General features: G+C 64.0%; 24 protein-coding genes and 3 pseudogenes. 19 read left to right on the top strand and 8 right to left on the bottom strand.

From position 1 onward, the window contains the following. Window positions 1-15: 15 nt before the first annotated feature. The 3 genes and pseudogenes from BRW65_RS08240 (at window position 16) to BRW65_RS32625 (ending at window position 2,676) form a co-directional block, all read left to right on the top strand. Window positions 16-853 (top strand): annotated as a pseudogene (locus tag BRW65_RS08240) (acyl-CoA thioesterase). Window positions 854-1,181: 328 nt separating this feature from the next. Next, complete coding sequence (locus BRW65_RS08245; protein ID WP_139272925.1) at window positions 1,182-1,412, top strand: DUF6400 family protein; 231 nt, start codon at window positions 1,182-1,184, stop codon at window positions 1,410-1,412. A 931-nt stretch (window positions 1,413-2,343) separates the two neighbouring features. Then, window positions 2,344-2,676 (top strand): cytochrome P450, encoded by a 333-nt coding sequence (locus BRW65_RS32625; protein WP_279627655.1) that lies wholly within the window; start codon window positions 2,344-2,346, stop codon window positions 2,674-2,676. A 1,199-nt stretch (window positions 2,677-3,875) separates the two neighbouring features. Here BRW65_RS32625 and BRW65_RS08265 read toward each other — a convergent pair. Further along, window positions 3,876-4,499, bottom strand: a complete 624-nt coding sequence (locus tag BRW65_RS08265) for a TetR/AcrR family transcriptional regulator (RefSeq protein ID WP_073873537.1) — start codon at window positions 4,497-4,499, stop codon at window positions 3,876-3,878. A 92-nt stretch (window positions 4,500-4,591) separates the two neighbouring features. On the opposite strand from BRW65_RS08265, the gene BRW65_RS08270 reads away from it, so the two are divergent. From BRW65_RS08270 to BRW65_RS08280, 3 genes and pseudogenes are all read left to right on the top strand, one after another. Next, window positions 4,592-5,965 carry an FAD-dependent oxidoreductase gene (locus BRW65_RS08270; RefSeq protein WP_073873377.1) on the top strand — a complete coding sequence of 458 codons (1,374 nt, stop codon included), beginning with the start codon at window positions 4,592-4,594 and terminating at the stop codon, window positions 5,963-5,965. A gap of 26 nt (window positions 5,966-5,991) precedes the next feature. Continuing rightward, a complete protein-coding gene (locus BRW65_RS08275) occupies window positions 5,992-6,294 on the top strand; it encodes an acyl carrier protein (RefSeq protein ID WP_073873379.1) in 303 nt (100 codons plus the stop codon). A 349-nt stretch (window positions 6,295-6,643) separates the two neighbouring features. Then, window positions 6,644-6,958, top strand: a pseudogene (locus BRW65_RS08280) (SRPBCC family protein); the annotation flags it as partial. 127 nt (window positions 6,959-7,085) lie between these two features. Here the strand turns inward: BRW65_RS08280 and BRW65_RS08285 are convergent. Next, window positions 7,086-7,994 (bottom strand): LysR family transcriptional regulator, encoded by a 909-nt coding sequence (locus tag BRW65_RS08285; RefSeq protein ID WP_208611769.1) that lies wholly within the window; start codon window positions 7,992-7,994, stop codon window positions 7,086-7,088. Between the two features lie 122 nt (window positions 7,995-8,116). On the opposite strand from BRW65_RS08285, the gene BRW65_RS08290 reads away from it, so the two are divergent. The 4 genes from BRW65_RS08290 to BRW65_RS08305 all read left to right on the top strand — a co-directional run bounded on the left by BRW65_RS08290 (window position 8,117) and on the right by BRW65_RS08305 (window position 11,414). Beyond that, window positions 8,117-8,908 (top strand): maleylpyruvate isomerase family mycothiol-dependent enzyme, encoded by a 792-nt coding sequence (locus tag BRW65_RS08290; RefSeq protein ID WP_167374015.1) that lies wholly within the window; start codon window positions 8,117-8,119, stop codon window positions 8,906-8,908. Window positions 8,909-8,969: 61 nt separating this feature from the next. Continuing rightward, window positions 8,970-9,728 carry an enoyl-CoA hydratase/isomerase family protein gene (locus tag BRW65_RS08295; RefSeq protein WP_073873385.1) on the top strand — a complete coding sequence of 253 codons (759 nt, stop codon included), beginning with the start codon at window positions 8,970-8,972 and terminating at the stop codon, window positions 9,726-9,728. Window positions 9,729-9,751: 23 nt separating this feature from the next. Further along, the gene (locus BRW65_RS08300; RefSeq protein WP_279627653.1) at window positions 9,752-10,447 is read left to right on the top strand and encodes an SDR family oxidoreductase; all 696 of its coding nucleotides are present in this window, start codon (window positions 9,752-9,754) and stop codon (window positions 10,445-10,447) included. 193 nt (window positions 10,448-10,640) lie between these two features. Continuing rightward, window positions 10,641-11,414, top strand: a complete 774-nt coding sequence (locus tag BRW65_RS08305; protein ID WP_244168029.1) for an SDR family oxidoreductase — start codon at window positions 10,641-10,643, stop codon at window positions 11,412-11,414. Window positions 11,415-12,081: 667 nt separating this feature from the next. On the opposite strand, the gene BRW65_RS08310 is transcribed toward BRW65_RS08305, so the two are convergent. Further along, entirely contained in the window at window positions 12,082-12,774 is a 693-nt protein-coding gene (locus tag BRW65_RS08310; protein ID WP_073873389.1) for a helix-turn-helix transcriptional regulator, read from the bottom strand. 21 nt (window positions 12,775-12,795) lie between these two features. After that, entirely contained in the window at window positions 12,796-13,200 is a 405-nt protein-coding gene (locus tag BRW65_RS08315) for a nuclear transport factor 2 family protein (RefSeq protein ID WP_073873391.1), read from the bottom strand. A 287-nt stretch (window positions 13,201-13,487) separates the two neighbouring features. On the opposite strand from BRW65_RS08315, the gene BRW65_RS08320 reads away from it, so the two are divergent. The 5 genes and pseudogenes from BRW65_RS08320 to BRW65_RS08335 form a co-directional block, all read left to right on the top strand. Further along, entirely contained in the window at window positions 13,488-13,799 is a 312-nt protein-coding gene (locus BRW65_RS08320; protein WP_167374016.1) for a PLDc N-terminal domain-containing protein, read from the top strand. Between the two features lie 20 nt (window positions 13,800-13,819). Beyond that, complete coding sequence (locus tag BRW65_RS31225) at window positions 13,820-14,068, top strand: hypothetical protein (protein ID WP_139272928.1); 249 nt, start codon at window positions 13,820-13,822, stop codon at window positions 14,066-14,068. Between the two features lie 294 nt (window positions 14,069-14,362). Then, the gene (locus BRW65_RS08325) at window positions 14,363-15,232 is read left to right on the top strand and encodes a hypothetical protein (RefSeq protein ID WP_073873395.1); all 870 of its coding nucleotides are present in this window, start codon (window positions 14,363-14,365) and stop codon (window positions 15,230-15,232) included. A 403-nt stretch (window positions 15,233-15,635) separates the two neighbouring features. After that, window positions 15,636-16,019: a protease inhibitor I42 family protein gene (locus tag BRW65_RS08330; RefSeq protein ID WP_139272929.1), complete on the top strand. Its 384-nt coding sequence runs from the start codon at window positions 15,636-15,638 to the stop codon at window positions 16,017-16,019. Window positions 16,020-16,027: 8 nt separating this feature from the next. Continuing rightward, a pseudogene (locus BRW65_RS08335) lies at window positions 16,028-16,696 on the top strand (MMPL family transporter); the annotation flags it as partial. A gap of 7 nt (window positions 16,697-16,703) precedes the next feature. Here BRW65_RS08335 and BRW65_RS08340 read toward each other — a convergent pair. Further along, window positions 16,704-17,438: an MBL fold metallo-hydrolase gene (locus BRW65_RS08340; RefSeq protein ID WP_073873399.1), complete on the bottom strand. Its 735-nt coding sequence runs from the start codon at window positions 17,436-17,438 to the stop codon at window positions 16,704-16,706. 98 nt (window positions 17,439-17,536) lie between these two features. Here BRW65_RS08340 and BRW65_RS08345 point away from each other — a divergent pair, with 98 nt between their 5' ends. From BRW65_RS08345 to BRW65_RS08355, 3 genes are all read left to right on the top strand, one after another. Next, on the top strand, window positions 17,537-17,929 hold the full coding sequence (locus BRW65_RS08345) for a winged helix-turn-helix transcriptional regulator (protein ID WP_073873401.1): 393 nt from the start codon (window positions 17,537-17,539) through the stop codon (window positions 17,927-17,929). A gap of 69 nt (window positions 17,930-17,998) precedes the next feature. Continuing rightward, window positions 17,999-18,385 carry a TA system antitoxin ParD family protein gene (locus BRW65_RS08350; RefSeq protein WP_073873403.1) on the top strand — a complete coding sequence of 129 codons (387 nt, stop codon included), beginning with the start codon at window positions 17,999-18,001 and terminating at the stop codon, window positions 18,383-18,385. A 37-nt stretch (window positions 18,386-18,422) separates the two neighbouring features. Continuing rightward, window positions 18,423-19,013 (top strand): zeta toxin family protein, encoded by a 591-nt coding sequence (locus BRW65_RS08355; RefSeq protein WP_073873405.1) that lies wholly within the window; start codon window positions 18,423-18,425, stop codon window positions 19,011-19,013. Between the two features lie 313 nt (window positions 19,014-19,326). Here the strand turns inward: BRW65_RS08355 and BRW65_RS08360 are convergent, their stop codons facing one another. After that, complete coding sequence (locus tag BRW65_RS08360; protein WP_073873407.1) at window positions 19,327-20,172, bottom strand: helix-turn-helix transcriptional regulator; 846 nt, start codon at window positions 20,170-20,172, stop codon at window positions 19,327-19,329. A gap of 102 nt (window positions 20,173-20,274) precedes the next feature. Here BRW65_RS08360 and BRW65_RS08365 point away from each other — a divergent pair, with 102 nt between their 5' ends. Beyond that, window positions 20,275-21,135 carry an NAD-dependent epimerase/dehydratase family protein gene (locus BRW65_RS08365; RefSeq protein ID WP_073873409.1) on the top strand — a complete coding sequence of 287 codons (861 nt, stop codon included), beginning with the start codon at window positions 20,275-20,277 and terminating at the stop codon, window positions 21,133-21,135. Window positions 21,136-21,446: 311 nt separating this feature from the next. Here the strand turns inward: BRW65_RS08365 and BRW65_RS32630 are convergent, their stop codons facing one another. Further along, window positions 21,447-22,838, bottom strand: coding sequence for a PPE family protein (locus tag BRW65_RS32630; protein ID WP_073873410.1), 1,392 nt, complete (start codon window positions 22,836-22,838; stop codon window positions 21,447-21,449). A 149-nt stretch (window positions 22,839-22,987) separates the two neighbouring features. Beyond that, window positions 22,988-24,187 (bottom strand): PPE family protein, encoded by a 1,200-nt coding sequence (locus tag BRW65_RS08375; RefSeq protein ID WP_073873411.1) that lies wholly within the window; start codon window positions 24,185-24,187, stop codon window positions 22,988-22,990. Window positions 24,188-24,337 lie beyond the last annotated feature (150 nt).

A 24,337-nucleotide genomic window follows, 5' to 3' on the forward strand; every position in this document is an offset into this window, starting at 1 on the left:
GCAAGATAAGTCGTGATGTCATCTTCGCTGGACGACGTGCTCGCCACCTTGGAGCTCGATAGAGTCGGCGAGGGCCTGTTCGTTGGGCAGCAGCTGCATGCGCCCGCCAATCACATTCTCGGCGGGCATATCTCGGCTCAGGCTTTGTTGGCGGCAAGCCACACCACACCAGGCCGTGTGCCGCACAGCGTCCACACGTATTTCCTGCGCCCAGGCGATTCGCGTCGATCGGTGGACTTCGAAGTTGTCGACCTCCAGCAAGGCCGGACTTTTTCAGCGCGCCGGGTCACGGCGCGTCAAGACGGCAAGATTCTGATGGAAGCGATGTCGTCCTTCAAAGTCGCCGAGTCCGCGCCCGCTCAGGTTGTCTACCAACCACCCATGCCCGAGGTCTCCAGCCCGGAGTCCCTGCCCTGGGCACCGCCGCACCTGGCGGAGTCCGACGAGAGCGCCCAAGGGCGGTGGGCGAGCCTGCGCTGGTTCGAGCGCCGGATCGTCGACACCGAGGTCGTTCCACCCGCACGGGCGCGAATGTGGTGGCGACCCGACGGGCAGGTGGCCGATGATCCGGTGCTGGCCGCCAGCCTGGTGGCGTACCTGTCGGCGGTGACGTTGACCGAACCCGCATTCGCGGTGCGTGGAGGCGCCGGGGCGTCAGCCCAACGTGATCATTCGTGTGTGGTTCCACGCTCCGGCGGCGTTGTCGAATTGGCTTCTCTACGACCGCTCGTCACCGAGTAGCGCGGGTTCGCTGGCGCTGGCGAGTGGGACGATGTTCAACCGCGACGGCGGACTGGTGTGCGAGGTGAAACAAGAGATGTACTTCCCGAAGGTCCACAAGCCCGAGGGTTGAAGTACGAAGTTTGACCGCGCCGAGGTCGTGGCCCGCCGGCAAGGGGTGATTCGTCAATAGCCCTGCGCTGCAACAGTATTCGTCACAGTGACGTATTGTCGGCGACGGGCGGGGAGAGGGATAGGGGGTCCGAGGGCAGGGTTAGGGGCATGCGGCAGCCCTACGACCCCGTCGTCGGACGTGCCGCACCGAAAATCCGACGAACCATACGGCCGCCGGAGCCGGTGTGACGAATGTCAAGCAACAATAGTGACCCAGTTCATAGACTGACGGGCGCTAATTAGGCCATCCTTACCGTTCGTTTGCGTATCTAATGGCTGGGAGCGCGATGGCCAACCTCGACTTTAACTATGACCTGAGCCTCGACGAGGCTCGTAGGCGCAGCGCAATGCTCGAAGCGATGGGTGACGACTGGGACCCGGTCGCCGTGCTTGAAGAGGAAGAGAAGGCATACGAAATGCTGTACTCGGACCTCGATGAGGAGCAGCAGCGCGTCTACGACGAGTTGGTCCGCGCCGGCGTCTTGCCCGAACGGACGATCGCTCGTGCTGCCGATTGATCCGACGGCCGACCGTGGCCGGCGCGCCTGGTTGCCGTGTCCGCGCTGCGATCACCGCGCCAGATGTGCCGATTGTCGAAGCACCCGCAATTGCGACACACACTGGCAATATCTCCTGAGCAACAGGGGCACGCTGGTGCACCTGCAATGCTCGGATTGCGGTCATCTCTGGTCGACCGACACCCATCGCAGCGCGGCCCCCAAGCGCTGGCGTCATAAATTGAACTGACTTCGCGACGCGGGCTCTCGGGGTTGGGACGGGTCAATTCGTCACAGTGACGTATTGGGGAGGTCCTGGGCGGGGAAGCGGGGATCGGCGATCGTTGCTTCTTGGCGTGCGAAGCCGATCGCCGAATGTTCGCGCCATTGAGAGTGCGCCCATGGCGGCACTTGTCGGCGTGTCGTCGCCGTGGACGCACGCTCGAAGCCTTGACCGGATACTCAATGCGGCGGGGTGGGCCGCTCCGGCGTGTCGGCGTCTCACCGGTGAGCGGTTCGCGGGCCAGATCTCGCGAAGGCGGCCCTTTTTCGTGAACCGGGTCATCTGCTGCGTGCCGGCGAGTGACGCAATACCGCTGAGCCGCACGGGATTTCGTCACAGTGACAATTTGGGCCGGGTAGGCAGGAAGCCGCGGATTGGCGGTGTCGGCTCCTTAACTGCCGCACCCCAGCGCTCATTTGAGAGTGCGCCTATGGTGGCGCCGATCGGCGTGTCGTCGCCGTGGACGCACACTCGATGCCCTGAACGCACACTCGATTACCCTGGCGAGATTTATCGGCGCACGGTTGGGCGATAGCCGCTTCGACCGGGTAATCGCAGGTCGGGACCCGCGACGGCCGCTCTCGTCTGCGACCCGGGCTATACCCGTTGTGCCGATAAGCGACATTATGTCAAGTTAAGTACCGCATTTTCATCCGATGAATCACGCAGATTGGCGGCCAACAACTCCGTGCCCACGACCCGGTCGCACTCCTACTGGGCGGCGCCAACCGCGACCCGGTCGTATTCACTAAACCCGACACCTTCGATCTCACCCGAACCAATGCGAAAGAGCACCTGTCATTCAGCAGCGGCCTGCACGCCTGCCTCGGCGCCAGCCTCGCCCGTATGGAGGCAACCGTGGCACTTCAGGCACTCTTTGACCGATTCCCCGACCTACAGATGACCGGCACCCCGACATCGGGCGAACTAGCAACCCTGAACGGCTTCCGGCACATCCCCGTTCGAGTTGCCACCGCGATCGAGCACGAAACCGCCCATTGACCCGAAATGCCATGGCCCACATCCTGATTCCAGAGGCAGCCAGGAGGACATCCAGTAATGCGGCAAGAACTCGACCACGATGAGGTCAGCCTCGTCATCCGGGCCACGCCCCCGCACTGTATGACCTGATAGCCGATATCACCCGGACGCAGCAATTCAGTCCGAACGTCGTGAGATCCCAATGGGTGGGTGGAGCGACAGCGCCCCGGTAGGTGCACGATTCCGTGCTCGATCCGCTCCGCGCCGCAGATACGCACCGAGTAACACGCCCGTTATCACCATCGCCGACTCCGGCCATGATTTTGCATTCAGGCGTTCGGTGCTACTCGCCGGAACCCTTGAATGGCGCTACCAATTCGCCCCGGACGACGGTGCGACCCACGTAACCGAGTCATACACCGTCATCAAGCCGACCACCACTTTCGGGTGGTTCATCGTCGGAACAGTCTATGGCGAAACAGGCCGGAAGGCAGCGCTGCGAACCGACATTCAAGAAACCCTATTGCGAATCAAAGCAGCCGCTGAGTCCTGCGGATCTGCGGCCGCGACGTAAAGCCGGCCTGGTGCCGTACAGCTCTACTTCAATCGCCAGCAAACATTCGAGCGCGGTTTAGGCCGGCATCCTCCGGCGAAAGAACGATGGCCAATACCCAACGCTGACTCCACGTGCCCTCCCGGACTCCATCCCTGAGCGATGATCCAATAGACAGAACCGATGGCACGGAATACAGCGGAATCGAATACTGAGGGTTACCAGTAAACTGCTCCATCTTATGAATCATGTTGTGCAACATATGTTTTCTCACTCAATCGGGCGGCATCTCGACCAAGGCATGGCGGCGCCGGCGTCGGCGCATGTTGCATGACGCGATCTTCGTTGATCTCCCCAGAAGTCTTGACGCGATGTCTCGCGCAGCACCCCCTCCGAAAGCCAGTGCTCGTCAGTTAGAGACCCCTCACAATCACACGCAGCGGCGGCGTAACAACCCTGGACGGCCACTCCTGTCCGCGGCCCGGAGACCAACGGTGTGAACTTGGGCAGGATCCATCCGCCGCGGGCGACGCTCGCATGGCAGTCTGTGGGGGGCAATCCGGACTGGCACGGGCATGGATCGAGCGGACCTGGACCGAGGTTCGGCGGATGAGCCGTGAAGACCACGGGGTCCCTCGGCGTGAACGGCTGAAGACCCACGGCTCCATTATCGAGCGGAGACCGTCACGCTGGGTCGGAGTCCTTCGAGTGCGCACAAGATGACCGTTTCGACCTCATCTGAGGCGGTGTCAGGGTCGTCTGCGTCGGTGATGAACAGAACGGCGTTGTAGAACATGCTGAAGAAGAGTTCGACAGTGGCTTGGATGGGCACTGGGCGGACGTAGCCGTTGGCGATGAACCCTTCCAGGGTTGCTCGCAGGAAGGGCAGCGTCTGCTGTTCGTTGAGTTCTCGCACGCGACTCCAACCCAAGACGCTGACCACCTGCCGAAGGAGTGCGCGGGCATCCTGGTCAGCGACGTAGCCGTGCAGGAACAACCGGACTGCGACTTGCACCTTTGCCCACGGCTCTTCAGTCGCGGTCGGCATCGCCTCGATGACCTTGGCTGTCACCGCTTCCTGGCTGGCGCGGAATAGCTCGGCGAAGATCGCCTGCTTATCGCGAAAGTGGTGGTAGACAGCCCCTTTGCTTGCCTGGGCGAGGTCGGCGATCTCGTCAACGGAGGTCGCGTCGAATCCTTTCGACACAAACAACGTCTTGGCTGATCCAAGGACTGCTTCACATGTTTGCGCGGCATATCGCTCACGCCGACTGACCTTGACGTCGCTCACCATCCTGATCATACTCATCGACCTGTAGTCGTATACCGACTAGCAGTATGTCAACGACGAACCGTCGCTTACACTGCTTCTAGGAGGCTAAGTTGAACGATCACGCCGTTGTCCTCGGCGCGGGCATCGCAGGTCTGGTCGCCGCGACGGTGCTCGCCGAGCACTACGCGCTAGTGACGGTCGTGGAGCGAGACCGGTTGCCCGACAACCCCGTTGATCGGCGCGGAGTACCGCAGGGACGCCATTTGCACAGTCTGCTCAGTCGCGGCTCCCAGATCATGGAGGAACTACACCCCGGGTTCCTCGCCGATATCGTTGAGGCGGGTGCGCTGGTTCTCGACGACCCCGACATGCGCAGGATCTACAGCCGCATCGGCCGCTACACCTTCAACCGGACCGACCGGGCCGCGGACCCGGCGGCCTTGACCACTTACCTCGCCAGCCGGCCGTTTCTGGAATTCCACCTTCGCCGCCGAGTCCAGGCCCGATCGAACGTCGCGTTCCTCGACGGTCACGACGTCGGCGAACTTGTCTCTACGAGACCACACCGCATCACCGGTGTCAGCGTCAGCGCCCGCGACTTGACCAGCTCCGAGACGCTCTGCGCGGATTTGATCATCGATGCCACGGGCCGCGCCACCCGCACACCGCTGCTCTTGAAACGGCTCGGCTTCCCCCGCCCCACCGAGCAGACATTCACCGCCGACGGCATCTACTACAGCCAGCAGATCGAGATCCCCGACCAGGACAGCTTCCTGGAACGCCTCATTCTCGTCCTTCCCGAGGGCAAGGCCCAGCGCGGCGGCATCATGGCCTGCGAGCACAACATATGGACGTTGACGATCGCCGGCCGAGCTGGCGACCTAACCCATACGCCAACCGATTTCGCCGACATGCTCACCCTCGCGCAGGACTTCATCCCCCCACACATCCGACCGGCCCTTCACGCTGCGCAACCCCTGACCGAGGTACAGACATACCGCTATCCCGGAGGGACATGGCGGCGCTACGACCGACTGGCACGCCACCCGCAGGGTCTGCTCGTCCTCGGTGACGCACTATGCAGCCTGGACCCGATCAACGGTCAAGGCATGACAATGGCCACCCTGCACGCCACCACCCTGCGGGACGAACTCCGTCGCACCAACCAGGTTGACCCGCAAGCCTTCTACGCAGCAGTCGCTGCGATCACCAAACCCGTGTGGGCCTCCAACGCGCAACGGCCATCCGGCCGTGACGACACGTCTTCCTCGCCGCTCTCGGGCCGCGCGATCGCGTGGACTCGCCGCAAAATCCTCGAAGCCGCGGCCGACAACATAGTCGTCACCGAACGCCTCATGCGCGTCGCCAACTTCATCGATCCACCGCAACGCCTCATCGCACCAGGCTTCCTCACACACGTCGCAGCACACCACATCAGGCGCGGCCTGGTTGGGCATCGTGGCACCGCTGTCTACAACCACTGACGCGCAACCAACCGAAATGGACTCCCGTGGCCATCACCCAAGAAGAGCTCATCGCCGGCATCGCCGAAATCATCGAAGAAGTCACCGGCATCGAACCAGCGGAAGTCACCATCGAGAAATCCTTCGTCGACGACCTGGGCATCGACTCACTATCAATGGTCGAGATCGCCGTCCGACCTAGGACAAATGCGGCGTTGAAAATCCCCGACGAAGACCTCGCAAGCCTGCGCACCGTCGGCGACGTCGTCACCTACCTCCAACAGCTCGCCGAAGACAACCCCGAAGCCGCTGAAGCAATCCGCGCCCAGTTCGACAAACGAGCCGAATGAGACACCATCACGGAGCGACGTCAGCTTTCACGAACAGCGACAGACATCAGTCTTGACCCTGAATCTTTCAAGGGTGACTAGGTTTTTACCAAATTCGTCAACGAGACGTACCCCATCGAGAACGAGTACGTGATGCAACTGAATCAAAAGAATTCGACGCAGTCCCCGAGTTCGTCATCGCAGCGTGCACAACTCTCGTCGACGACGCCAAGGACTGAGACTATACGGAGAGCGCGGCAGATGGCAGCAGTTGGCAGTGCGAGGCATTGAGTCGGTGACGAATCAACGCCACCCTTACCACATGGCGTCGAATAAGACATGCCGACGTACCAGCCTGAAGTGTCGTTCGATGCGGGGAACGGCGACGATCAGAATCTGCGCACCGCCTAGGGACGTTTGGAATCTCGTCAGCGACGTCACTCAGATCGGACGGTTCAGTCCCGAAACTGTCGCGGCTGAATGGCTGGACGGTGCCACAGGTCCCAGTCGCGGCGCGATGTTCAGGGGTCAGGTCGTACGCAACGAGAAGGGACCCCGATACTGGACATCATGCATGGTCACTGATTGTGACCCCGGTCGAGTGTTCGCCTTCACGGTCCGGTCTCGACCGATGGGACTTCCGATCGCTCCCAAGAATCCTGTTTCTCTGACCTGGCGCTATACGTTTGAATGACCGAGGACGGTGACACACCACCGAAGAGTTTGAACTCGATGACATGGCGCCTAACACTGCGCCTGAGCGCAGGGACGGAAAGCGAGGTGTCGAGGGACATCAGGTTTGCGCGAGATGGTCAGCTCACACCGCTGTCGGTCGGGTCGCACTGCAGGGCGTCGACGAACAGGGCGATGTCGCGGCGCCGGGAGTTCGCCGGCCACACCACCCAGGTGCGCCGGACGAGCGGGTGACCGACCAGCGGGTACCAGGCCACCTCGTCGGGCATGGGTTGTGACCAGTGCGGCGGCGCTAGGGCAAAGGCGCGACCCGAGGTCACCGCCGCCAGCTTCACTTCGGCGATCAGCTGCTCGCCGGCCGGGGCGTCGAGGCCCGGATTGAGCCCGTGGCTGCGCAGGATCGCGGTGAGTTCGTCGAACCACGCGGGGCTCCCAGAGCGCGGGAACCCAACCCACTCCAAACCGGCGAGAGCATCCAGTCGCAGGCCGCGACCGCCGAGCAGTGGCTCGGCGCGGCTGCGGGCCACCAACACGCCCAACCGTTCCTCGGCGGCCAGGGATGCGTCGAGGTCGGGCCCGGTGGGCCGTTCCCGCACGAGGCCGACATCGAGATCCCCCACGCGAAGGGCGTCGAGTTGGACAGCCGTGGAAGCGTGCCGGGCCTGAACGCGGGTCTCGGGATGCGCCGCACCCAGGCTCGCCAGCGGTCCGGGGAGCAAGTCGGGTAGCAACTCCAAGGGAATTCCGAGGCGCAGGACCTCCCCAGGTGGCTCATGGCGGTTGAGGGCGGCAAGGGCTTGGTCATGCCGCGCCAGCACGGCGCGCGATTCGATGAGCAGAGTGCTGCCGGCGTCGGTGAGCGTGATGCCGGTTCGGTGCCGCACCAGCAGGTGCAACCCGAGTCGGCGTTCCAGGGCGACCATCGCCTGCGACAATGCGGGCTGGCTGATGTGCAGGCGCCGCGCAGCCGCGGTGACGCTGCCCTCCTCCACCACCGCGACGAACATGCGCATCTCGCGAAGTTCCACCCGAACATCACACCACCTGCACCCATAAGCGTGTCCAATGCCGACCTTCGAGGCCGGTATGCGCCGGCCCGCGCATTGGGCCGCGGAAACGCGTTGAGTTGGACGTGTCGAAGGGAATCATGATGAGCAACCACACAATGACGACCGCGACGGCCGACTGGTTGGCCGCGGTCGACGAGAGCTCGCGGAGACTTCGCGAACTCGTCGCCGACATGGGCGACGCGGGACTCGGCGCGCCGTCGTACGCGCAGGGATGGAGCATCGGGCAGGTGCTGTCACACCTCGGCAGTGCCGCCGAGATCGGAGCCGGCCTGCTACGACGCGGAGTCGACGGTGACGTGTTCTTGCCCACCCCTCGAGACACCGTGCCCGTGTGGGATCGGTGGAATGCCATGACGCCCGCAGAACAGCACATGCGGTGGATTGACGCCGACGCCACCCACCGCGACGCGTTGCGGGCCGCAGCCGACCTACCGATCCAGGTCCCGTACTTCGCCGGGCTACTCAGTCTTCGGGACTACGCCGGGTACCGGCTCTCCGAACAGTCCGTGCACGGGTGGGACATCGCGGTCGCGGTGAACCCAGCCGCCGCGATCGCATCGGCGGAGGTGAGCTTGCTATGGCAGCGGCTGGACCTGGTCGTGACGAGGTTCCGAGCCCCCGACGTTCTGGCACGGCTGGCGCCACGGCAAGTCGAGGTCAGGACGGACTCCCCCGACGGGGTGCACTGCCTAACCCTTGGCGCCGAGCTGCACTTATTGCCCTGCGAACCAGCTGAGCCGTCAGCAACCCTGCGCGGCAGCGCCGAGGCGATCCTGCGTCTCGTCTACGGACGTCTACGCGACTCCGACGGCGTCACTGTCGAGGGCTCGATAACCCTCGACGACGTGCGGGCTTTGTTTCCCGGGTACTGATCTGATCCACGTAAGCCATTTGGCATCAAGCACATTGACCCAAGAAGAGGAGAACCATCTCATGTCCACCCCCTCGTACTTCACCCGTTATGAGAACCTTGCCTTCGAGCGCACCGAGGACGGCGTGCTCACGATGCGATTCCATACCGACGGCGGGCCGGTCACCTTTACCGGCCAAACGCACGAAGACCTGCCCAAGGCCCTTGAGGACATTGCCCTCGACATCGATAATCAGGCGCTCATCATGACCGGCACCGGCGATGCGTTCATGGACAGCATCGACGGCGACAGCCTCGGAGAGATCTTCAAACCGGTCGTGTGGGAGAAGATCCGCCGCGAGGGGTTGGCCGTGTTGCAGCGACTCCTAAGCCTGCCGATTCCAGTCATCGGCGTCGCCAACGGTCCGGCCACGGTGCACTCGGAATACCTCTTGCTCACCGATGTGCACATTGCCTCCGACCGCGCGACCTACGGGGACTTCCCCCACCCGGCCTTCGGCATCACCGCAGGCGACGGCTTGCAGGTGGTCTGGGAAGAGATCGCGGGCACCGCCCGCGCGAAGTGGCTGCTGTGGACCGGGGAGACCATTGACGCCGCCACCGCCGAACGATGGGGCGTCGTCAACGAAGTGGTGGACCACGACCGGGCGTATGCCCGCGGCCTGGAACTGGCTCGCACCCTGGCAGCCAAGCCGCCGTCGTACCGGTCGTTGCAGAAGCAAACCCTGAACCAGCACCTGCTGCGGCGGATCGTCGAGGGTGTGCCCTTCGGCATGGCGCTGGAAGGGCTAACCGCCGCCGACCTCGCCTACCGGCAGTGAGCGAGCCCGGTACCAGGCGAGTCGTGGTCACCGGCGCCTCCAAGGGAATTGGCCTGGAACTGTCGAACCAGCTCGCCGCGGCCGGGCACCAGCCGGTCGGCATCGCCCGCACCGCGCCAGCACAGTTCCCCGGCACGTTCGTCGTCGCCGACCTGGCCGATCGCCAGCAGACGGCACGGGCGCTCACCGAGATCCTCGACGCAGGCCCGGTCGACGCCCTGGTGAACAACGTTGGGCTGGTGCGCCCGGCGAAGCTGGGCACGGTGGACCTCGACGACCTCGCCGCGGTATTCGACATGAACGTCCGGGTGGCCGTTCAAGTGACGCAAGCCGTGCTGCCCGGGATGCTGGCTCAGGGATGGGGACGGATCGTCAACATCACCAGTCTGGTGACTGTCGGGATGGCCGAGCGCACGGCCTACGGATCTGCCAAGGCCGCGCTCGAATTCTGTACCCGCGCATGGGCCGCCGAAATCGCCGACACAGGTGTCACGGTCAACGCGGTGGCCCCCGGGCCCACCGAAACCGAACTGTTCCGCGCCAACAATCCGCTCGGGTCCGAAGGTGAGGCACGCTATCTCGCGGCGGTGCCGATGGGCCGTCTCGGCGCCCCGCGCGAGATCGCGGCGGCAGTGGGCTTCCTGCTGTCCGACGACGCCGCCTTCATCACGGGGCATATCCTGCGCGCCGACGGCGGTGGCTCGATCAGAGGAGCGTGACCTCCATTGAGCAGGCCCGGCGCGACTTCTGTCGCGAAACATCAACACCGGCAGCGCTTGTCACGATCCAATGCATTCGCCGCGATTGACACGGCGCAGCGCAGTCCCGGAGGTCATCATGACCGATATCGAGATGGGTCACCACGTGAGCCGTCGTCGAGAACGACGCAACGATGAACAAGGAGAATACGACGTGGACACAACACGATTGGCTACGGGGGTGCCGATTACCCGTGCCGTGGCGGTGGTTACCGGAGCCAACCGCGGCCTGGGTCGCGCTTACGTCACGGCATTGCTGGAGCGCGGCGCCGCCCGGGTGTACGCCGGGGCTCGCAATCCCGATTCGGTCGTCGTCGACGACAATCGGATCACCGCCGTGGCCCTTGACATCACCGACGCCGCCGCAGTCTCCGCGGCCGCGTCGGCGGCCCCCGATGCCACCATCGTCATCAACAACGCCGGGGTAATGCTCGAGTCGCCATTCCTGTCGGCCTCGGATCCAGACGCCGCTCGCAAGGAGATGGACACCAATTACTTCGGCACGTTGACAATGGCCCGCGTGTTCGCGCCGGTGCTGGCAGCCAACGGTGGCGGAGCTTTGGTCAACGTCCTCTCGGTGGCGAGCTTCTATTCGCTGCCCTTCAACGCGTCCTACTGTGCATCGAAGGCGGCCGAATGGTCATTGACCAATGGCCTCCGCCTCGAAATGCACGGGGCAGGAACCCTTGTCGTCGGGGTCCATCCCGGATTCATCGACACCGACATGACCGCCACGGTCAGAGACGACAAGATAGCTCCTGGCGAGGTGGCGGCCCAGACACTCGACGCCGTACAAGCCGGGCGACCGGAGGTCCTGACCGACGACTTCACCCGCGGGATCAAGCAGACAATCCCGCAGCACTTTCAGACTCTGTACCCCGACGTGCAGCGGCGTTGGGACGCGGGGGCAAACCCCTGGGGTGGCTAGTCTTCGGCGACGGATCGCGGGAAGCTGTGACGACGGAACGGACTGCTGCGGTACTTGGCGACGAGTTGGGCGTCGCCATGCGGCGGGCGAAGCGCATCTCGTGCGCATCGCTTGTTTCAGGTAGGTGTCTCAGTGCGCGGATGACGGTGGGAAACGCCGGGTTCGTCTGAGATCAATCATCCCGAATATCCGTCAAGGCTGGCCGCAACACCGGGCTAAGTGCCGACGCGGCGAACCGTTCCCCGATCAGCCGATGTGTGGCCGCGTCCGGATGGAGCTGATCCGGTAGCCTCTGCACGGATCGGCAGTTGCCCGAACCCTTTTCGGGATGACGTAGCGGCGTGGTGCTAAACCGGTGTGATCCATTGGATGAATCAATTACTGGCCCAAGGTCTGAGCGCACTAAGGCGGCCGGAGGATCATCTTGCCTTAAGTGACCGACAACAGGTCGGAGTTCGGGAAATCCCTTCCCCGAGTTCAGGACGCGAGCCCGTGCAAACGGGGGTGCGTCGACTACGCCGCCAAATCGAGCCACGAAGTACGGCCTGCCTGGTCAGTATGCAGCGATCGAATATGCAGGGTTACCAGTAGAGTTAGCGCGTACTGCTCTGCCGCTCAATGGTCCTCGCGTATCGATCATCTCGCCGGGTCGCTGAGGGATAAGGCGTCATCCGAGCCGCCGGGTGCGCCACCGCGACAGATCCGCATCGAGCATCGCAGGATCCCGTTCGGTGAAGACCTCTTTGGTGATCTCGAGCTGCCGGATGCGATCGAGGTGAAAGCCGCGGATGCCTTCGCGCAGCCGACACCATCCCACGAACACCCACGCATCACCCCCGCGGAGCAGACCCATCGCCTCCACCTCACGGGTGGTGCGGGTCGCGCCGTCCTCAGAGACGTAATCCAACCGTACGACGCGGCGGGCGGCGATCGCCTCGGGAATCAGCGACATCGCCGCCTCCGACGGCGGCTGCGAGTCGATGACGAACATGGACGCCAACGCCTCATCGACTGGCGCGAGGTGATCCTCGCGACTGGTCGCGAGGACCTTCGCCCGCGCCCGGCGCGCCGCCGCACCGTACGGCGAGGTCTCCAATAAACCAAGCCCAGCGAGCACCGCCAGTGACTCCGGCACCGTGAGATTCAGCGGCGGCAAGGAGTGTTCCCGCAGAATTGAGTATCCGCCCGCCACCCCGTGGTCGGCATAGATCGGCACCCCCGCAAGCTGAAGCGACTGGATGTCTCGCTCGACCGTGCGCTTCGACACCCCGAACTCTTCCGAAAGTCGAGCGGCCGACAACGGCCGGCGTGATCCCCGCAGGAGATCGACCAGCGCGTACAACCTCTCAGCTCGCCTCATAGGTGCAAGTCTCCCCCGGTCTCAGGTGAGATGCGTGCGCGTCCCGCCCACCGACCAGACCTCGCGGATCAGCCCATCCTCGGTGAAGTCGAAGACATCGATCCCGCCCGCAGCCACCTCCCGGTCCCGCACGTTCCATAACATCCGCCCGTGCGCACCGTCCACGGCCCGTGCCACCTCGGTGAACACCACATCCGGATGCAGCTCGCGATACGAATCCAGGAATCGAGCGAAACTTTCCGCGCCCAGCACGTCGTCGCCCGGGTTCGAGCCATCCGTGTCGGAGTTCAAGAAATGAATGACGAAGTCCTCGCTGCAGATTCGACGCGCAATCTGGGGGTCCGTATTCCACATGGTCAGCCACACGGCGAGCGTGGCATCCGCAGCAACCGAGTTTGTATCCACCGTGTTCGTGTTCGTGTTCATGCCACCAGCATCAGATACTGCCGCGACAACGGTATGTCGGTGTTTGTGCGCCAACTCAAGTGTCGACACGACACAAGGAGAGTTCGCCGCACCACGCACCACGGGGGTCAGCGGGCTTTTGCACACGCCGGCGTGCCGCGATCGGCCGCGTCGAAGAATATGCAGAGATCGAATATGCAGCGTTACCAGTAAAGTGCGCTAAACCTCGCCCCCAAGTGCGGCGACCGCAGGGGTCGTGACTGGTTTCTCTGCCCGCGGTGTCGGCGTCGAGTGCGACGATGGTGTGCATGGTCGTGTCAGTGCCGTTTCCCCTCGAGTCTGGGCTCAGCGAGTGCGCTCGGTACCCCTCGGTACTGGGGTGTGACGGCCTCGACTCGGGGTTGGCGTTGTTCGTGCTCGGAATTCCGGGGGTGGTGGTGTGGCTGCTCCTGGCCGGATCCGCCACCGCGATGATCGCCAAACGGCATCCGACGCGGTCAGCGGTGTGGTTGGCGGTCGTGTGGTGCCTACCGATCCTCGGTGCATTGTGCTGGTTTGTCTACCGGGTGGGAATCCGTGCCTCCCGGCGCACCACTGCGGGCCAACGACATCACAGCTAACCCGTCCTCACCGCTTAGTTGTGACATTTCTACAGAACGGTTATTGGCAGACACTCGAAGACGGCGGACTACTTGTCACCGGGGTCGACGATGATGACGAACCCCGCGTCTTCGAGCTTCCCGAGCATCCGTTCTACATCGCGACCCTGTTCGTGCCGCAGGGCCGCTCGACCATCGAGAACCCACACCCGCTTGTGACAGCGCTGCTTTCCGCAGGCGCGGATCGTCATACGGCCGAAAAGGGCACGTCAGCAACCCACCGGGCATGACGCAGTGAGCATTTGGCTGCCGCGTTCCCTCTGTCGGGGCGGCTACGCGACCCCTCGAGTATCCGACGCGCCTGTATCCGGAGACTCACTCGGGCGGGAGGAATACGGCGGAATCAAATACGGCGGGTTACCCGTAAACTACTCCGTATTACGGATACTATTGTGGCGCAACATATTTCAAGTCAGCCACCCGCTCGTTTTCCTTGCCTAGAGAAAGGCCGAGGTAACGCTTCCCGCCGTTCTCAGTGGCCGCGCAGGGGTGATGAATAACGTTGCCGGTCACACTTTGTCAAGATGAGGGGCGTGATCCACGGAAGATTGGCGACCATCCTGACTGCCGCCGTTGTGGTATTCATTGGCGTGAGTCTGGTGCGGTCGCTTCAAAGCGTGGTTCGGCACGAACGTCTCCGCCAGGATTATCGCCGAACAGTTATGGCGATCCGCTGGTGGATGATCCCGGCGGCCGTTGGCCAGCTCACCGTGGTGATTGCTGTCTACGTCGCGCTCGTGAACGCGTTTCCGCTGCTTGGTTGGGGTTGGTGGCGGATGCTGGGCAATAGCGGCAACGTTACGCTCGCACAGACGGGGCAGAGCGGGTTTATCTGGAAAATGGTGGGGCTTGTGGTGCCGATTCTGGCGGCCGCTGTGGTTCCGTGGTTAGCCCATGCCGAAGAGTTGGCGTTTCGCGATCGGGCCGAACGGCAAGGTCTTCGCCGAAAAGTCACGAGGCAAGTCGCCTTTGGGATGACCCATTTTTGGGCGGGAATTCCGATCGCGGCTTGCTTGGCGCTGACCATTAGCGGACTGTATTTCCTGATGGTGTACTTGCGTGCCATTGCGGCACTTGGCCCAGAACTGGAGACGGCGCAAGAAGTACCCCAGTATGAACGTCTGCCCTACCCTGCGCTGCCCGCCAATAGGGATGAGGACCCCGAAGCGTGGGCGAAAGTGCTAGGAGAACGCGAACGCGTGCGTATCGAGAATGAGCGGCGACGCGACGAATGGGCCGACAACCTTGGAGATCAGATATCAGCCAGCCGTGACCGCGTTGATCAGGTGAGACGACTTGCGATCGCCAAGTCTGCCGCCGCGCACGCGGTCAGCAATTGGGTGCTGATCATCCTGCTGGTCTTGTTCCTCTCGCGGCGAGCGCTAGGGAGCTAACGAGCGCTCCCCCTGGGCGGCGATGGATGGCTACATGTCCGATCCACGGCGCGCACTGGCCACCGAACGCGACGCCGCGATCGCCCGCATCAAGATCGTGCCGGTCCAACGCAACCGATAGAGCATGCCGCCGCAGACTCCTCGATGGAGTCAGCGAAGTGATCGGGATCCGACAGGCCGTATGACCGGAACCCAGGAGTTGGTCTATAGCCAAGGCACCGTGGACATTAGGAACGAAGAACGCGAAGTCACCGCTGCGTGCTACCGGTGAGGAGGTGGGCACGAGAATGCAGAATTTCGGTCGTGCGTGGCTGTGGCATAAAAGCCCCGGTCGATCGCCGCCGTTCCAGCACAGTGTGGGCGATGTAACGATCGAGTGTTCAGCCGAGTTAACGTGGTGAACATGCGCCGTAAGCTGGCACTCCCCTTGGCAGGTCTGCTGTTGGTCGCGGGATGCTCGGAACCAGATGTCTCGGCGCATGATTCCGACAACGGTGGGCATGTCACGATCCACACGGGCGACATTTTCGACATCGTGTTGGCGGACGACTACCAAACGTCGCACTGCCAGTGGCGCGAAGAGGGTGCGTCCGATGGTGCGATCCTTGAATATCTCGGGTCGCGGTATCAGTGGGATACCACAGCGCCGGGCGCCGCTGGTAGCCATACGAGCAGGTACCGGGCTGTCGGTGCGGGCACCGTGCGTGTGAGGCTTGTGCAGGAAGACAATGCGAATCATGTCGCGCGGCGTTACGTGCTGGATGTGACTGTGCGTACTTGGATTTGACAATCCAGGCGGGCATTCGAACCGTCACCACCATCAAAGAATCTGTGACCGACGCCGTCAAAGGAACACCGCTCGACAACGCCAAGCTGTACATCGGCGGCGCAGCCGCGATGGACAAGGACCTCCAAGACGGCGCGAAATGTGACCTCGTCTTCGCCGGAATAGCCTCGCTGTGCCTGATCTTCATCATCATGCTTCTAGTCACCCGCGCGGTGGTGGCTGCACTTGGCATTGTGGGCACCGTCGCGCTATCCCTCGGGGCTTCGCTCGGAATCTCAATCCTCATCTGGCAGAACCTGGTTGGTCTACCGCTGAACTGATTCGTCATGCCCATGTCAGCGATCATCCTGCTGGCGGTGGGATCGGACTACAACCTACTGTTGATCGCGCGCTTCAAAGAGGAACTGCGCGGCGGCCTCAAGACTGGACTGACCCGCGCCATGGGCGGAAGCGGAAAGGTCGTCACCAACGCCGGCCTCGCATTCGCCCTCACCATGTGCGCCATGATCGCCGGCGACCTAAGAGTGGTCGGCCCGTTCGGCACCACCATCGGACTCGGCCTACTCTTCGACACGCTGATAGTCAGATCATTCCTCATGCCCTCAGTCGCCGCGCTCCTCGGCCGATGGTTCTGGTGGCCCACACTGGTGCGCACCGGACTGAACAAGATCAGGTAGCGCCAAATTAAGACGTAGTCGTTCGCCGATGACGGCGGGCCCTGTGGCTCAGTTGCCGATCCAGCCAGCGTTGCACATCGGCGGCGGGCATTGGGCCTCCGTGTCCGATGTGCAAGGTATGCGGACCCATGTGCAACGCCGCCTGCAGGCTGTCGAGGGCCTGACCCGGGTCATCGTGGAATGGCGGATTGGACGGGCGGTACTGCAGCAGACCGAGGAAGCCGCCCGTGAGCATGTCACCGGCGATCAAGTCGCCCTCATTAAGCAGGATTGACACCGAGCCTGGGGTATGCCCAGGAGTGTGAACGATGCAGGCGTCGAGTCCGTGGTCGTCTAGACGGTAATCGCCCTTCAGTACGAAATCGGGGTGCAAAGGTCGAGTCACTTCGTTCGGCGGCGGCGTCCGGGTAAACACGCGTCCGAACAGTCCGATCGGTTGGCGCTGAGAACGGTCGGAGTGTCCGGCGCGGTATGCCGCCAGATCGCCTTCGTGAGCCGCCACGGGAGCGCCAGTTCGCGCTTGGAGTTCAGCAGCAGCGCCAAAGTGGTCGACGTGCCCGTGAGTGATGACGATCATTTCGAGATCAGTTGGGTCGACGCCGGCAGCGATGACGCCGTTCCAAATGCGGTCGGCACTATTGGGCATTCCGCAGTCGACCAGAATCGGGCGCCGCCCAATCAGAAGGTAGGTGTTCACGAGGTGGTCGCCGAGGACCGGGATCTTGACAATCTTGCTGTTCACGCGAGTTCCTTGCTCCCTTGTCCTAATTACTTCCAAAGTGGAAGTAGCGCTGAGCGTAGCCCACTTGCTTCCATAATGGAAGTTGCTATCGTGGAGCAATGCGGAATTCCCTTGCTGCCGACAACTGCCCCGCAGCGCGCGCGTTGGACGTCGTCGGCGAACGGTGGTCCCTGCTCATCGTGCGCGAGGCGCTCGGCGGCGCTCGCCGCTTCGACGACTTCCGCGGCCGTCTACCAATCAGCGACAACACGCTGAGCCGCCGCTTGGCCGAACTCGTCGACCGGGAGATCCTGGAACGCCGGCCATACCAAACCGAACCGGCTCGCTTTGAGTATGTCCTGACGGACCGAGGGATGGCGTTGGTGGATGTACTCGCAAGCTTGGCGGCGTGGGGCGACCGGTGGACGGACCCCGATCCCGCCGGGCCGACACCGCCTCCGAGCCCGGCCTGGCTGCCTGCCGCCAGTTGCTGCTCGACGCCTGATAGCTGATTCACCGGTAGTCGTAGCGCCGTGTAGCAGTCTGCTACACTTGTTGCAGACTGCTACAGGAGGGTCGTCATGAGGGACACCGCTGATCGGGTGACGCGTGTCGCCGCGGACCTCATGGACAGCGCCGCGGTCGAAGGATCCCGTCAGAGCCGCTCGGCGAAGCAGCAGCTCGACCACTGGGCCCGTGTAGGCCGCGCGGTGTCCAGCCAGCACAGCGCCGCCCGCCGCAGAGTCGAAGCCGCGCTGGCCGGCGAGATGCCGTTGCGTGATCTGTCGGCCGTGGAGGGCGTGGTGTTCAACGCCGAGATCGCCGCCGCCGTCGAAGAAAGCCTCGCCAACACCCACTACGGCAAGACGCTGGCGGCGCGCGGTATCACCACCGTCGCACTCGACGACAACGGTGACATCGTGCAGTACCGCCCGGACGGCAGCACGGCGCTCCTGAAACAGAGTTGACCGGCTCCCCCACGACGTTCGGTCACCCGTTGTTGCCATGAACCGCCTAGATCTGGTTGTCGGATCTAACGGCGCCGGGAAGTCGACCTTCATCGAACTGACCCTGGCCCCGCTGCTGCCCGGCAGCGCCGTGGTCAACGCTGACGAGATCGCCAAACACCGCTGGCCCGAGGCGCCCGCCAAACATTCCTACGAGGCCGCGCGCATCGCCGCTCAGACCCGCGCGCAGCTCATTGAGCTCGGAGAGTCTTTCATCGCTGAAACGGTGTTCTCCCATCCCTCCAAGCTGGAGCTCATCGACACCGCCCAAGCTGCCGGCTACACGGTGATCCTGCATGCCGTGCTCATCCCCGAGGACCTCGCCGTGCAGCGCGTGCGCCACCGCGTCGCCGCCGGTGGACACGACGTCCCTGAAGACAAGATTCGGGAACGCTACCGACGCCTTTGGGGCCTGGTGGCCGCCGCCGCGCTGCGTGCCGACGCCGCCACGTTCTACGACAACAGCGCCGCACGCGGTCCGCGTATCGTCGCTCAACTCAGCGGAGGATTCATGGTCGGCTCCCCCACCTGGCCGACATGGACCCCGACCGCGCTCACCGCGCATTGGCCCGCCGACGCTAACGACTGACCGGACGGCACACCAGATGCGCTGTGGGGCAAGCATTTGACTGCGCCACCCCAATTCGCGGCGTCAGCCACCGGAGGCCGCCACCTGTGACCGCAGCGCTGCTGATCGATCCTCGCGACGGTTCGGTGTTGTCTTGTCAGGAACCGTGCCGAAGCGATAAGCAAGCCAGTGAGCGTTGCACCCGGTGAGCCGTCATCGCCATCGCTGCACGGCCGCTCGTTGCCTAGCCGCCGTCGAGCTGTGCTAGCCCGACGAGTTGCTCGACGATCACGCGCTCGCCGGGATGATCGGCCGTCCGAGGAAGAGACAGGCGTCAGACCACAGTGCGTTGGGTGCCGAGTACCCGAAGCAGTTCGAGGGCCTGCGCGGCGCTGCTGCCCGGCTCGGCAGAGTGGACGATGAGTTTCTGACCGACTTCGGGCAGATGGAACATCTCGCAGTCCAACTCGATCTCGCCGACTTCTTGGTGGACGAACACTTTGGTCGCTGAACGGCGTACGGACACCTCGTGCTCATCCCATAGTCGGGCGAATTCAGCGCTGCCAGAGCGCAACCGGCGGACCAGCTCGGCGCCGCGCGGGTCGGCGGGATGGGTCGCTACGGCGGCCCGCAGGTTGGCGACGTGGCTGCGGGCCGTCACTGCGTGATCGGCTTCCCGAAATGGGTTGTGTCCGTCCGGTGCACGGCAGAAGAAGAGCAAATTCACGTTGCGATCGGCATCCGACAACGCACTGAAATCGGTGCCCACCAACGCGACGGCGGTGGGAGTCCATGCGAGTATGAACCCGAGGTCGTCGACGACGGTCGCAGGCAGGTCGCTGAGACGGTCCAGCAACCGCAGCACACCGGGCCGCACATGGTCGGAGCTGCGGCCCAGCCGCGGGGCCTCCTCGCCGACCAGATGGAAAAGGTGGTCTCGCTCGTCGTCGGTCAGCCGCAATGCGCGGGCAAGTGCGGCCAGCAATTGGCGGGATGGCCGCGGACCGCGCGCCTGCTCCAACCGGGTGTAGTAATCGCACGACATGCCGGCGAGAGCGGCGACTTCCTCACGCCGGAGGCCTGGCGTACGACGGCGTCGACCGGTCGGCAGGCCGACCGCCTCGGGCTGCAGTGCGGCGCGCCGGCGCCGCAGGAAGTCGGCCAGGCTCGCAGCGTCCATCGCTTCATCCTGGCCTCGATCCGGCAGCTCAGCCAGGGATCGTCGATCCCAGCCTCAGCAGGTCTCTGCCACCGGTGATCAATCGACCGCACAGTCGTAGCTATGACCACATTGATCACGGGCGCAACAGGCAAAGTAGGTAGTCGATTCGCCAGGCGGATGCTTGCTGCAGGCGAGCCCACCCGACTGCTCATACGCAGCAAAGACAGCGCGGTCCCGCGGGGCGCCGATATCGCGGTCGCCGATCTGCGCGACGAGGCGGCCGTTCGCGACTCGCTTTATGGAGTCACCGCGATCGTCCACGTCGCCAGCTCCTTTCGGGCCTTCTCGGCCGAGGAACTGGCAGAAACCGACGTTGCCGGCACCGACAGACTGGCCAACGCAGCACTCGACGCGGGCATCACCAGGTTCGTCTATACCAGCACCAACGTGGTCTACGACGGCTGCGACTATGGCCGGCCGGCGACGGAGGACGACCCGGTGGGCACCGGCCTGCACCCCTATCCCGCCGCCAAGGTCGAGGCCGAGCGTCGGCTTCTTTTGCTCCATCATCAGCGCGGCTTGGACCTGCGGATCGTTCGGCTGCCGTTCGTCTACGGTGACGGCGACCCACACGTCGCCGACGCGGCCCGGATGCTCGCGGGCCAGCCGTTGCACCAACGAATGCCCACCGCTCACCACGCCGACGTGAGCCAGGCGCTGCTCAGAGCACTGCGCGCGGAAGGCGTCGGCGGCCGGACCTACAACCTGTGCGACGACGCTCCGATGACCCTCTACGAGATTTACGAACTCCACAACCTTCGGTGGCCCGAGCCGGCGGAAAGCGCGGACCAAACGGCTTCACCCTTCGCGGACCCATCACCATGGCAGCACACTGTGAGCACCGCACGGATCCGCCGTGAGCTTGGCTTTCGCCCGTTCTATCCGACGGTCACCAGCGCAGCGGAGGCTGGCGCGCTGTAACCAGATTGTCCGCGAAATGTGATGTCCGTCAGCATTTTTTGCCGCCGAATACGGGAATCTGTCGGCTGTCGTGTCTCGGCTGATTTGCTCCACATCCGGAGGAATGCGACGTAGTCGAATATGGGGTTACCGGTAAAAGCTCGCCGTGTTCATCGGATGGATCGCGTCGGCCAAACCAGTGAACAGCTCCGGAAACCGGACCGCGAGGCTGGTCTCCTAGCGACGCCATGGGCTTCGACGTACATGGCAATGCTGCCGCGGGAGCCTGCCGACCACCGCTCCTTTGATATCCCGTGGTGCACCTTTGAGGCTTAGCCCCACCGCGGCCGGGGTGGCGTGGGATTCGGTTGCTGGCGAGAAGACACGTGAACGGCGTGGACTCCCGGTTTCGACGATAGCTGCGCAAGAAGGCCGTCGAGGTGCGCCTTATCGGTATGCCAGTGCTGCACCGACTCCGGTTCTGCTGATATCTCCGCGAGGACACGCGTGAGTTTTTCTGACGTCTTGCTTTTCGTATCGCCGCCCGCGCTGTCCTTGTTGTCGTCTGATCTGGAACTCTCTTCTCTTGCAAGGGTTGTCACTGAAGCGCGGGCAGCCGCTCCGCCGGCAACGCCGCCAGCCAGACCTGCCAGCGCCATTTGGCTGAACAAGTTGCCACTTTCCGCCGCCACTATCGGTACGGCTGCGTGGCCGGTTCCCTGCAACACCGTGGCGGCCAATCTGATCGTCGGGGTGGCCGCAGCCCAGCTTGGTGGCACCGATAACGCTCCGACCACGCCCGCGCGGCCCACGTCCGCGGATACTGTCGACATCGCCGCCGCGACCGGACCCGCCACAGGCGGATACAGCACCCCGGGCACCAGCGGAACTGAGAGCTCCCCCGTGTTGAATCCGCGCGTCGCCAGCCCGTAGCCCAAGGTGCTACTCACCAATGCGTTCCTAGCCGGCAGGCCCGCTGGGCTTACGAACTCGCTCAGCCTGAGGACCGTCCCGAGTGGGGTTGTGTTCAGGCTGGCTAGTGAACTCCCCAGCGGGGGTGGATCGGTCGTGGCGGGCGCCGCGAGGGGTTGCAGCGACGAAGGCGCCGCAAGCGGCTGTGACGTCAGCTGCGACAACGTCGACTGCGCGCTCGTGCCGGCGGCTTGGCTGGCCGAGGCAGATTGGGCGGCCGGCCCGTCGGGGTTGGTGGTCTGCGGTGCCGGGGTGAACGGCGTCACCTGCGCGGCGCTCGCGGATTCGCTGGCATAGCCGTACATCGTGGCGGCGTCTTGGGCCCACATGTCCGCGTACTGCGTCTCAACGGCGGCGATCGCCGGCGCGTTCTGCCCGACAACGTTGGTCGCGACCAGCTGTGCCAGCTCGGCGCGGTTGGCCGCGATCACTGGCGGTGCGACGGTGCCCGCAAACGCCGTCTCGTAGGCGGCGGCGGCTTCGCGGGCCTGGGCCGCGGTCTGCTCGGCTTGCGCGGCGGTGGTGTTCATCCACGCCGCGTACGGTGCCGCCGCGGCTGCCATCGCCGCCGATGACGGACCCAGCCAGCCGGCAGACAACCCCGAGATCACCGACGAATAGGACACCGCCGTCGCACGCAGCTGGGCGGCCACCCCGTCCCAGGCCGCCGAGGCGGCGAGCATCGGTCCCGACCCGGGACCGGAATACATACGGCCGGAATTGATCTCCGGCGGCAACGCCCCAAAATCCATTGCCATGATCGTCAGCCTGCTGCTATCGCGTCGGCGAACCTGATCGGCGCATACGAATTCCCGGTGGTGCCCGGAGTGGCTGCGAATGGCACCTGCATCTCCTTAGCTGGTAGGTGCGGACGGATGTGCGGCGCGCGCCGCAACCGTGGTCAGTCTTCGGGAATCACGATGATGGTGGCGGTGGTGGCGGACCCGCCGGAAATGGCGCCTCCGCCTATCGGTCGGGTAACGATCCCCCCGGTGCCTGTTGCGGCTTTTCCCGCCAAACCCGACAGGGCCATATTGCTGAACAAGCTTCCCTGGCCTTCAGTCGCGACCGTCGCGGGCAGGGCATCGAGGCCGGTCTGCGGCAGTACGACGGCGACTGGCCTCATCGCCGGCGCGGCACTGGCCCAGGCCTGCGGTACCGACAAGCTTCCGACCAAGCCGGCGTGACCCATGCCCGCCGATACCGTTCCGCCCGTGGGGATCACCGCACTGATCGCGGGGCCACCCTCGGCGATAGGGGATGCCGCCCGGGCGAGGGCGCCCGCGTAGGCCACTTGCATGTTGTAGTTGTTGAAGGGGGCGAGGAAGGACTGGACTCCGAGGTCGTACATGGATCCGAGGGGCGAATATATGTGCATCGGATTAAAGGGCCCGAAGCCGAAAGCCAATAGATCCAGTAGCGATGAGGTCGAGGGCGGATCAGCCGCCGCGGCTGCAGCAGTCGGCCTTGCAAGACTTTGCAGCATTATGGGCCCCTCCGAGATCAGCTGGGGCAGTGTCTGCACCGGCCTACCGGCGGCTTGGGCGACCGCTGCGGCCTGCCCGGCCGTCCCGGCCGGGTCCGTGGTCTGCGACGGTGGAGTGAAGGGCGTCAACTGCGCGGCGCTCGCCGACGAACTGGCATAGCCGTACATCGCGGCAGCGTCCTGCGCCCACATCTCGGCGTACCGAGCCTCGGTCGCCGCGATCGCCCCGGTATTCTGCCCAAAAACGTTGGTCGCGATCAGCGACATCAGCAGGCTGCGGTTCGCCGCAATCACCGGCGGAGGAACCGTTGCCGTGAAAGCTGTTTCGTACGCGGCCACTGCCGCCCGGGCTTGGTTGGCGGTCTGCTCAGCCTGAGCTGCGGTTGCGCCCAGCCACCACTTATAGGACGCAGCCGCGGCCGCCATCGTGGCCGAGGACGGCCCCCGCCATGCCGCAGTCAGGCCCGAAATCGCCGAAGAGTACGAGGCTGTCGTGCAGTGCAACTCGGCAGCCAGAATTTCCCAGGCCGCAGCCGCAGCCAGCATCGGCCCAGGCCCCGGTCCGGCATACATGCGATGGGAATTGATCTCCGGTGGCATCAAACCGAAATCCACCGGAACAAGCCCTCCCCCCCGTCACGGCTTGACTTACGCCAGAAGCAATACGGACATTTCCCTTTGTACTCCCCGTGAACGTTTGTACTCCCCGTGAACGATTGTCGGGGGGCGCTTAAGCGATTCGCCAGGGACCTGTAAGTTATTCCC

This window comes from Mycobacterium paraffinicum (assembly GCF_001907675.1).
Classification (GTDB): Bacteria; Actinomycetota; Actinomycetes; order Mycobacteriales; family Mycobacteriaceae; genus Mycobacterium; species Mycobacterium paraffinicum_A.

Excerpts from the sequence above, each read along its gene's own strand:
- BRW65_RS08320 (WP_167374016.1), top strand. The coding sequence starts at position 13,488 with ATGGTCGTGTCAGTGCCGTTTCCCCTCGAGTCTGGGCTCAGCGAGTGC.
- BRW65_RS32630 (WP_073873410.1), bottom strand. The coding sequence starts at position 22,838 with ATGGATTTTGGGGCGTTGCCGCCGGAGATCAATTCCGGCCGTATGTAT.
- BRW65_RS08245 (WP_139272925.1), top strand. The coding sequence starts at position 1,182 with ATGGCCAACCTCGACTTTAACTATGACCTGAGCCTCGACGAGGCTCGT.
- BRW65_RS08355 (WP_073873405.1), top strand. The coding sequence starts at position 18,423 with ATGAACCGCCTAGATCTGGTTGTCGGATCTAACGGCGCCGGGAAGTCG.
- BRW65_RS08310 (WP_073873389.1), bottom strand. The coding sequence starts at position 12,774 with ATGAGGCGAGCTGAGAGGTTGTACGCGCTGGTCGATCTCCTGCGGGGA.
- BRW65_RS08345 (WP_073873401.1), top strand. The coding sequence starts at position 17,537 with ATGCGGAATTCCCTTGCTGCCGACAACTGCCCCGCAGCGCGCGCGTTG.
- BRW65_RS08295 (WP_073873385.1), top strand. The coding sequence starts at position 8,970 with ATGTCCACCCCCTCGTACTTCACCCGTTATGAGAACCTTGCCTTCGAG.
- BRW65_RS08350 (WP_073873403.1), top strand. The coding sequence starts at position 17,999 with ATGAGGGACACCGCTGATCGGGTGACGCGTGTCGCCGCGGACCTCATG.
- BRW65_RS08365 (WP_073873409.1), top strand. The coding sequence starts at position 20,275 with ATGACCACATTGATCACGGGCGCAACAGGCAAAGTAGGTAGTCGATTC.
- BRW65_RS08330 (WP_139272929.1), top strand. The coding sequence starts at position 15,636 with ATGCGCCGTAAGCTGGCACTCCCCTTGGCAGGTCTGCTGTTGGTCGCG.
- BRW65_RS08290 (WP_167374015.1), top strand. The coding sequence starts at position 8,117 with ATGAGCAACCACACAATGACGACCGCGACGGCCGACTGGTTGGCCGCG.
- BRW65_RS08315 (WP_073873391.1), bottom strand. The coding sequence starts at position 13,200 with ATGAACACGAACACGAACACGGTGGATACAAACTCGGTTGCTGCGGAT.
- BRW65_RS08325 (WP_073873395.1), top strand. The coding sequence starts at position 14,363 with ATGAGGGGCGTGATCCACGGAAGATTGGCGACCATCCTGACTGCCGCC.
- BRW65_RS08360 (WP_073873407.1), bottom strand. The coding sequence starts at position 20,172 with ATGGACGCTGCGAGCCTGGCCGACTTCCTGCGGCGCCGGCGCGCCGCA.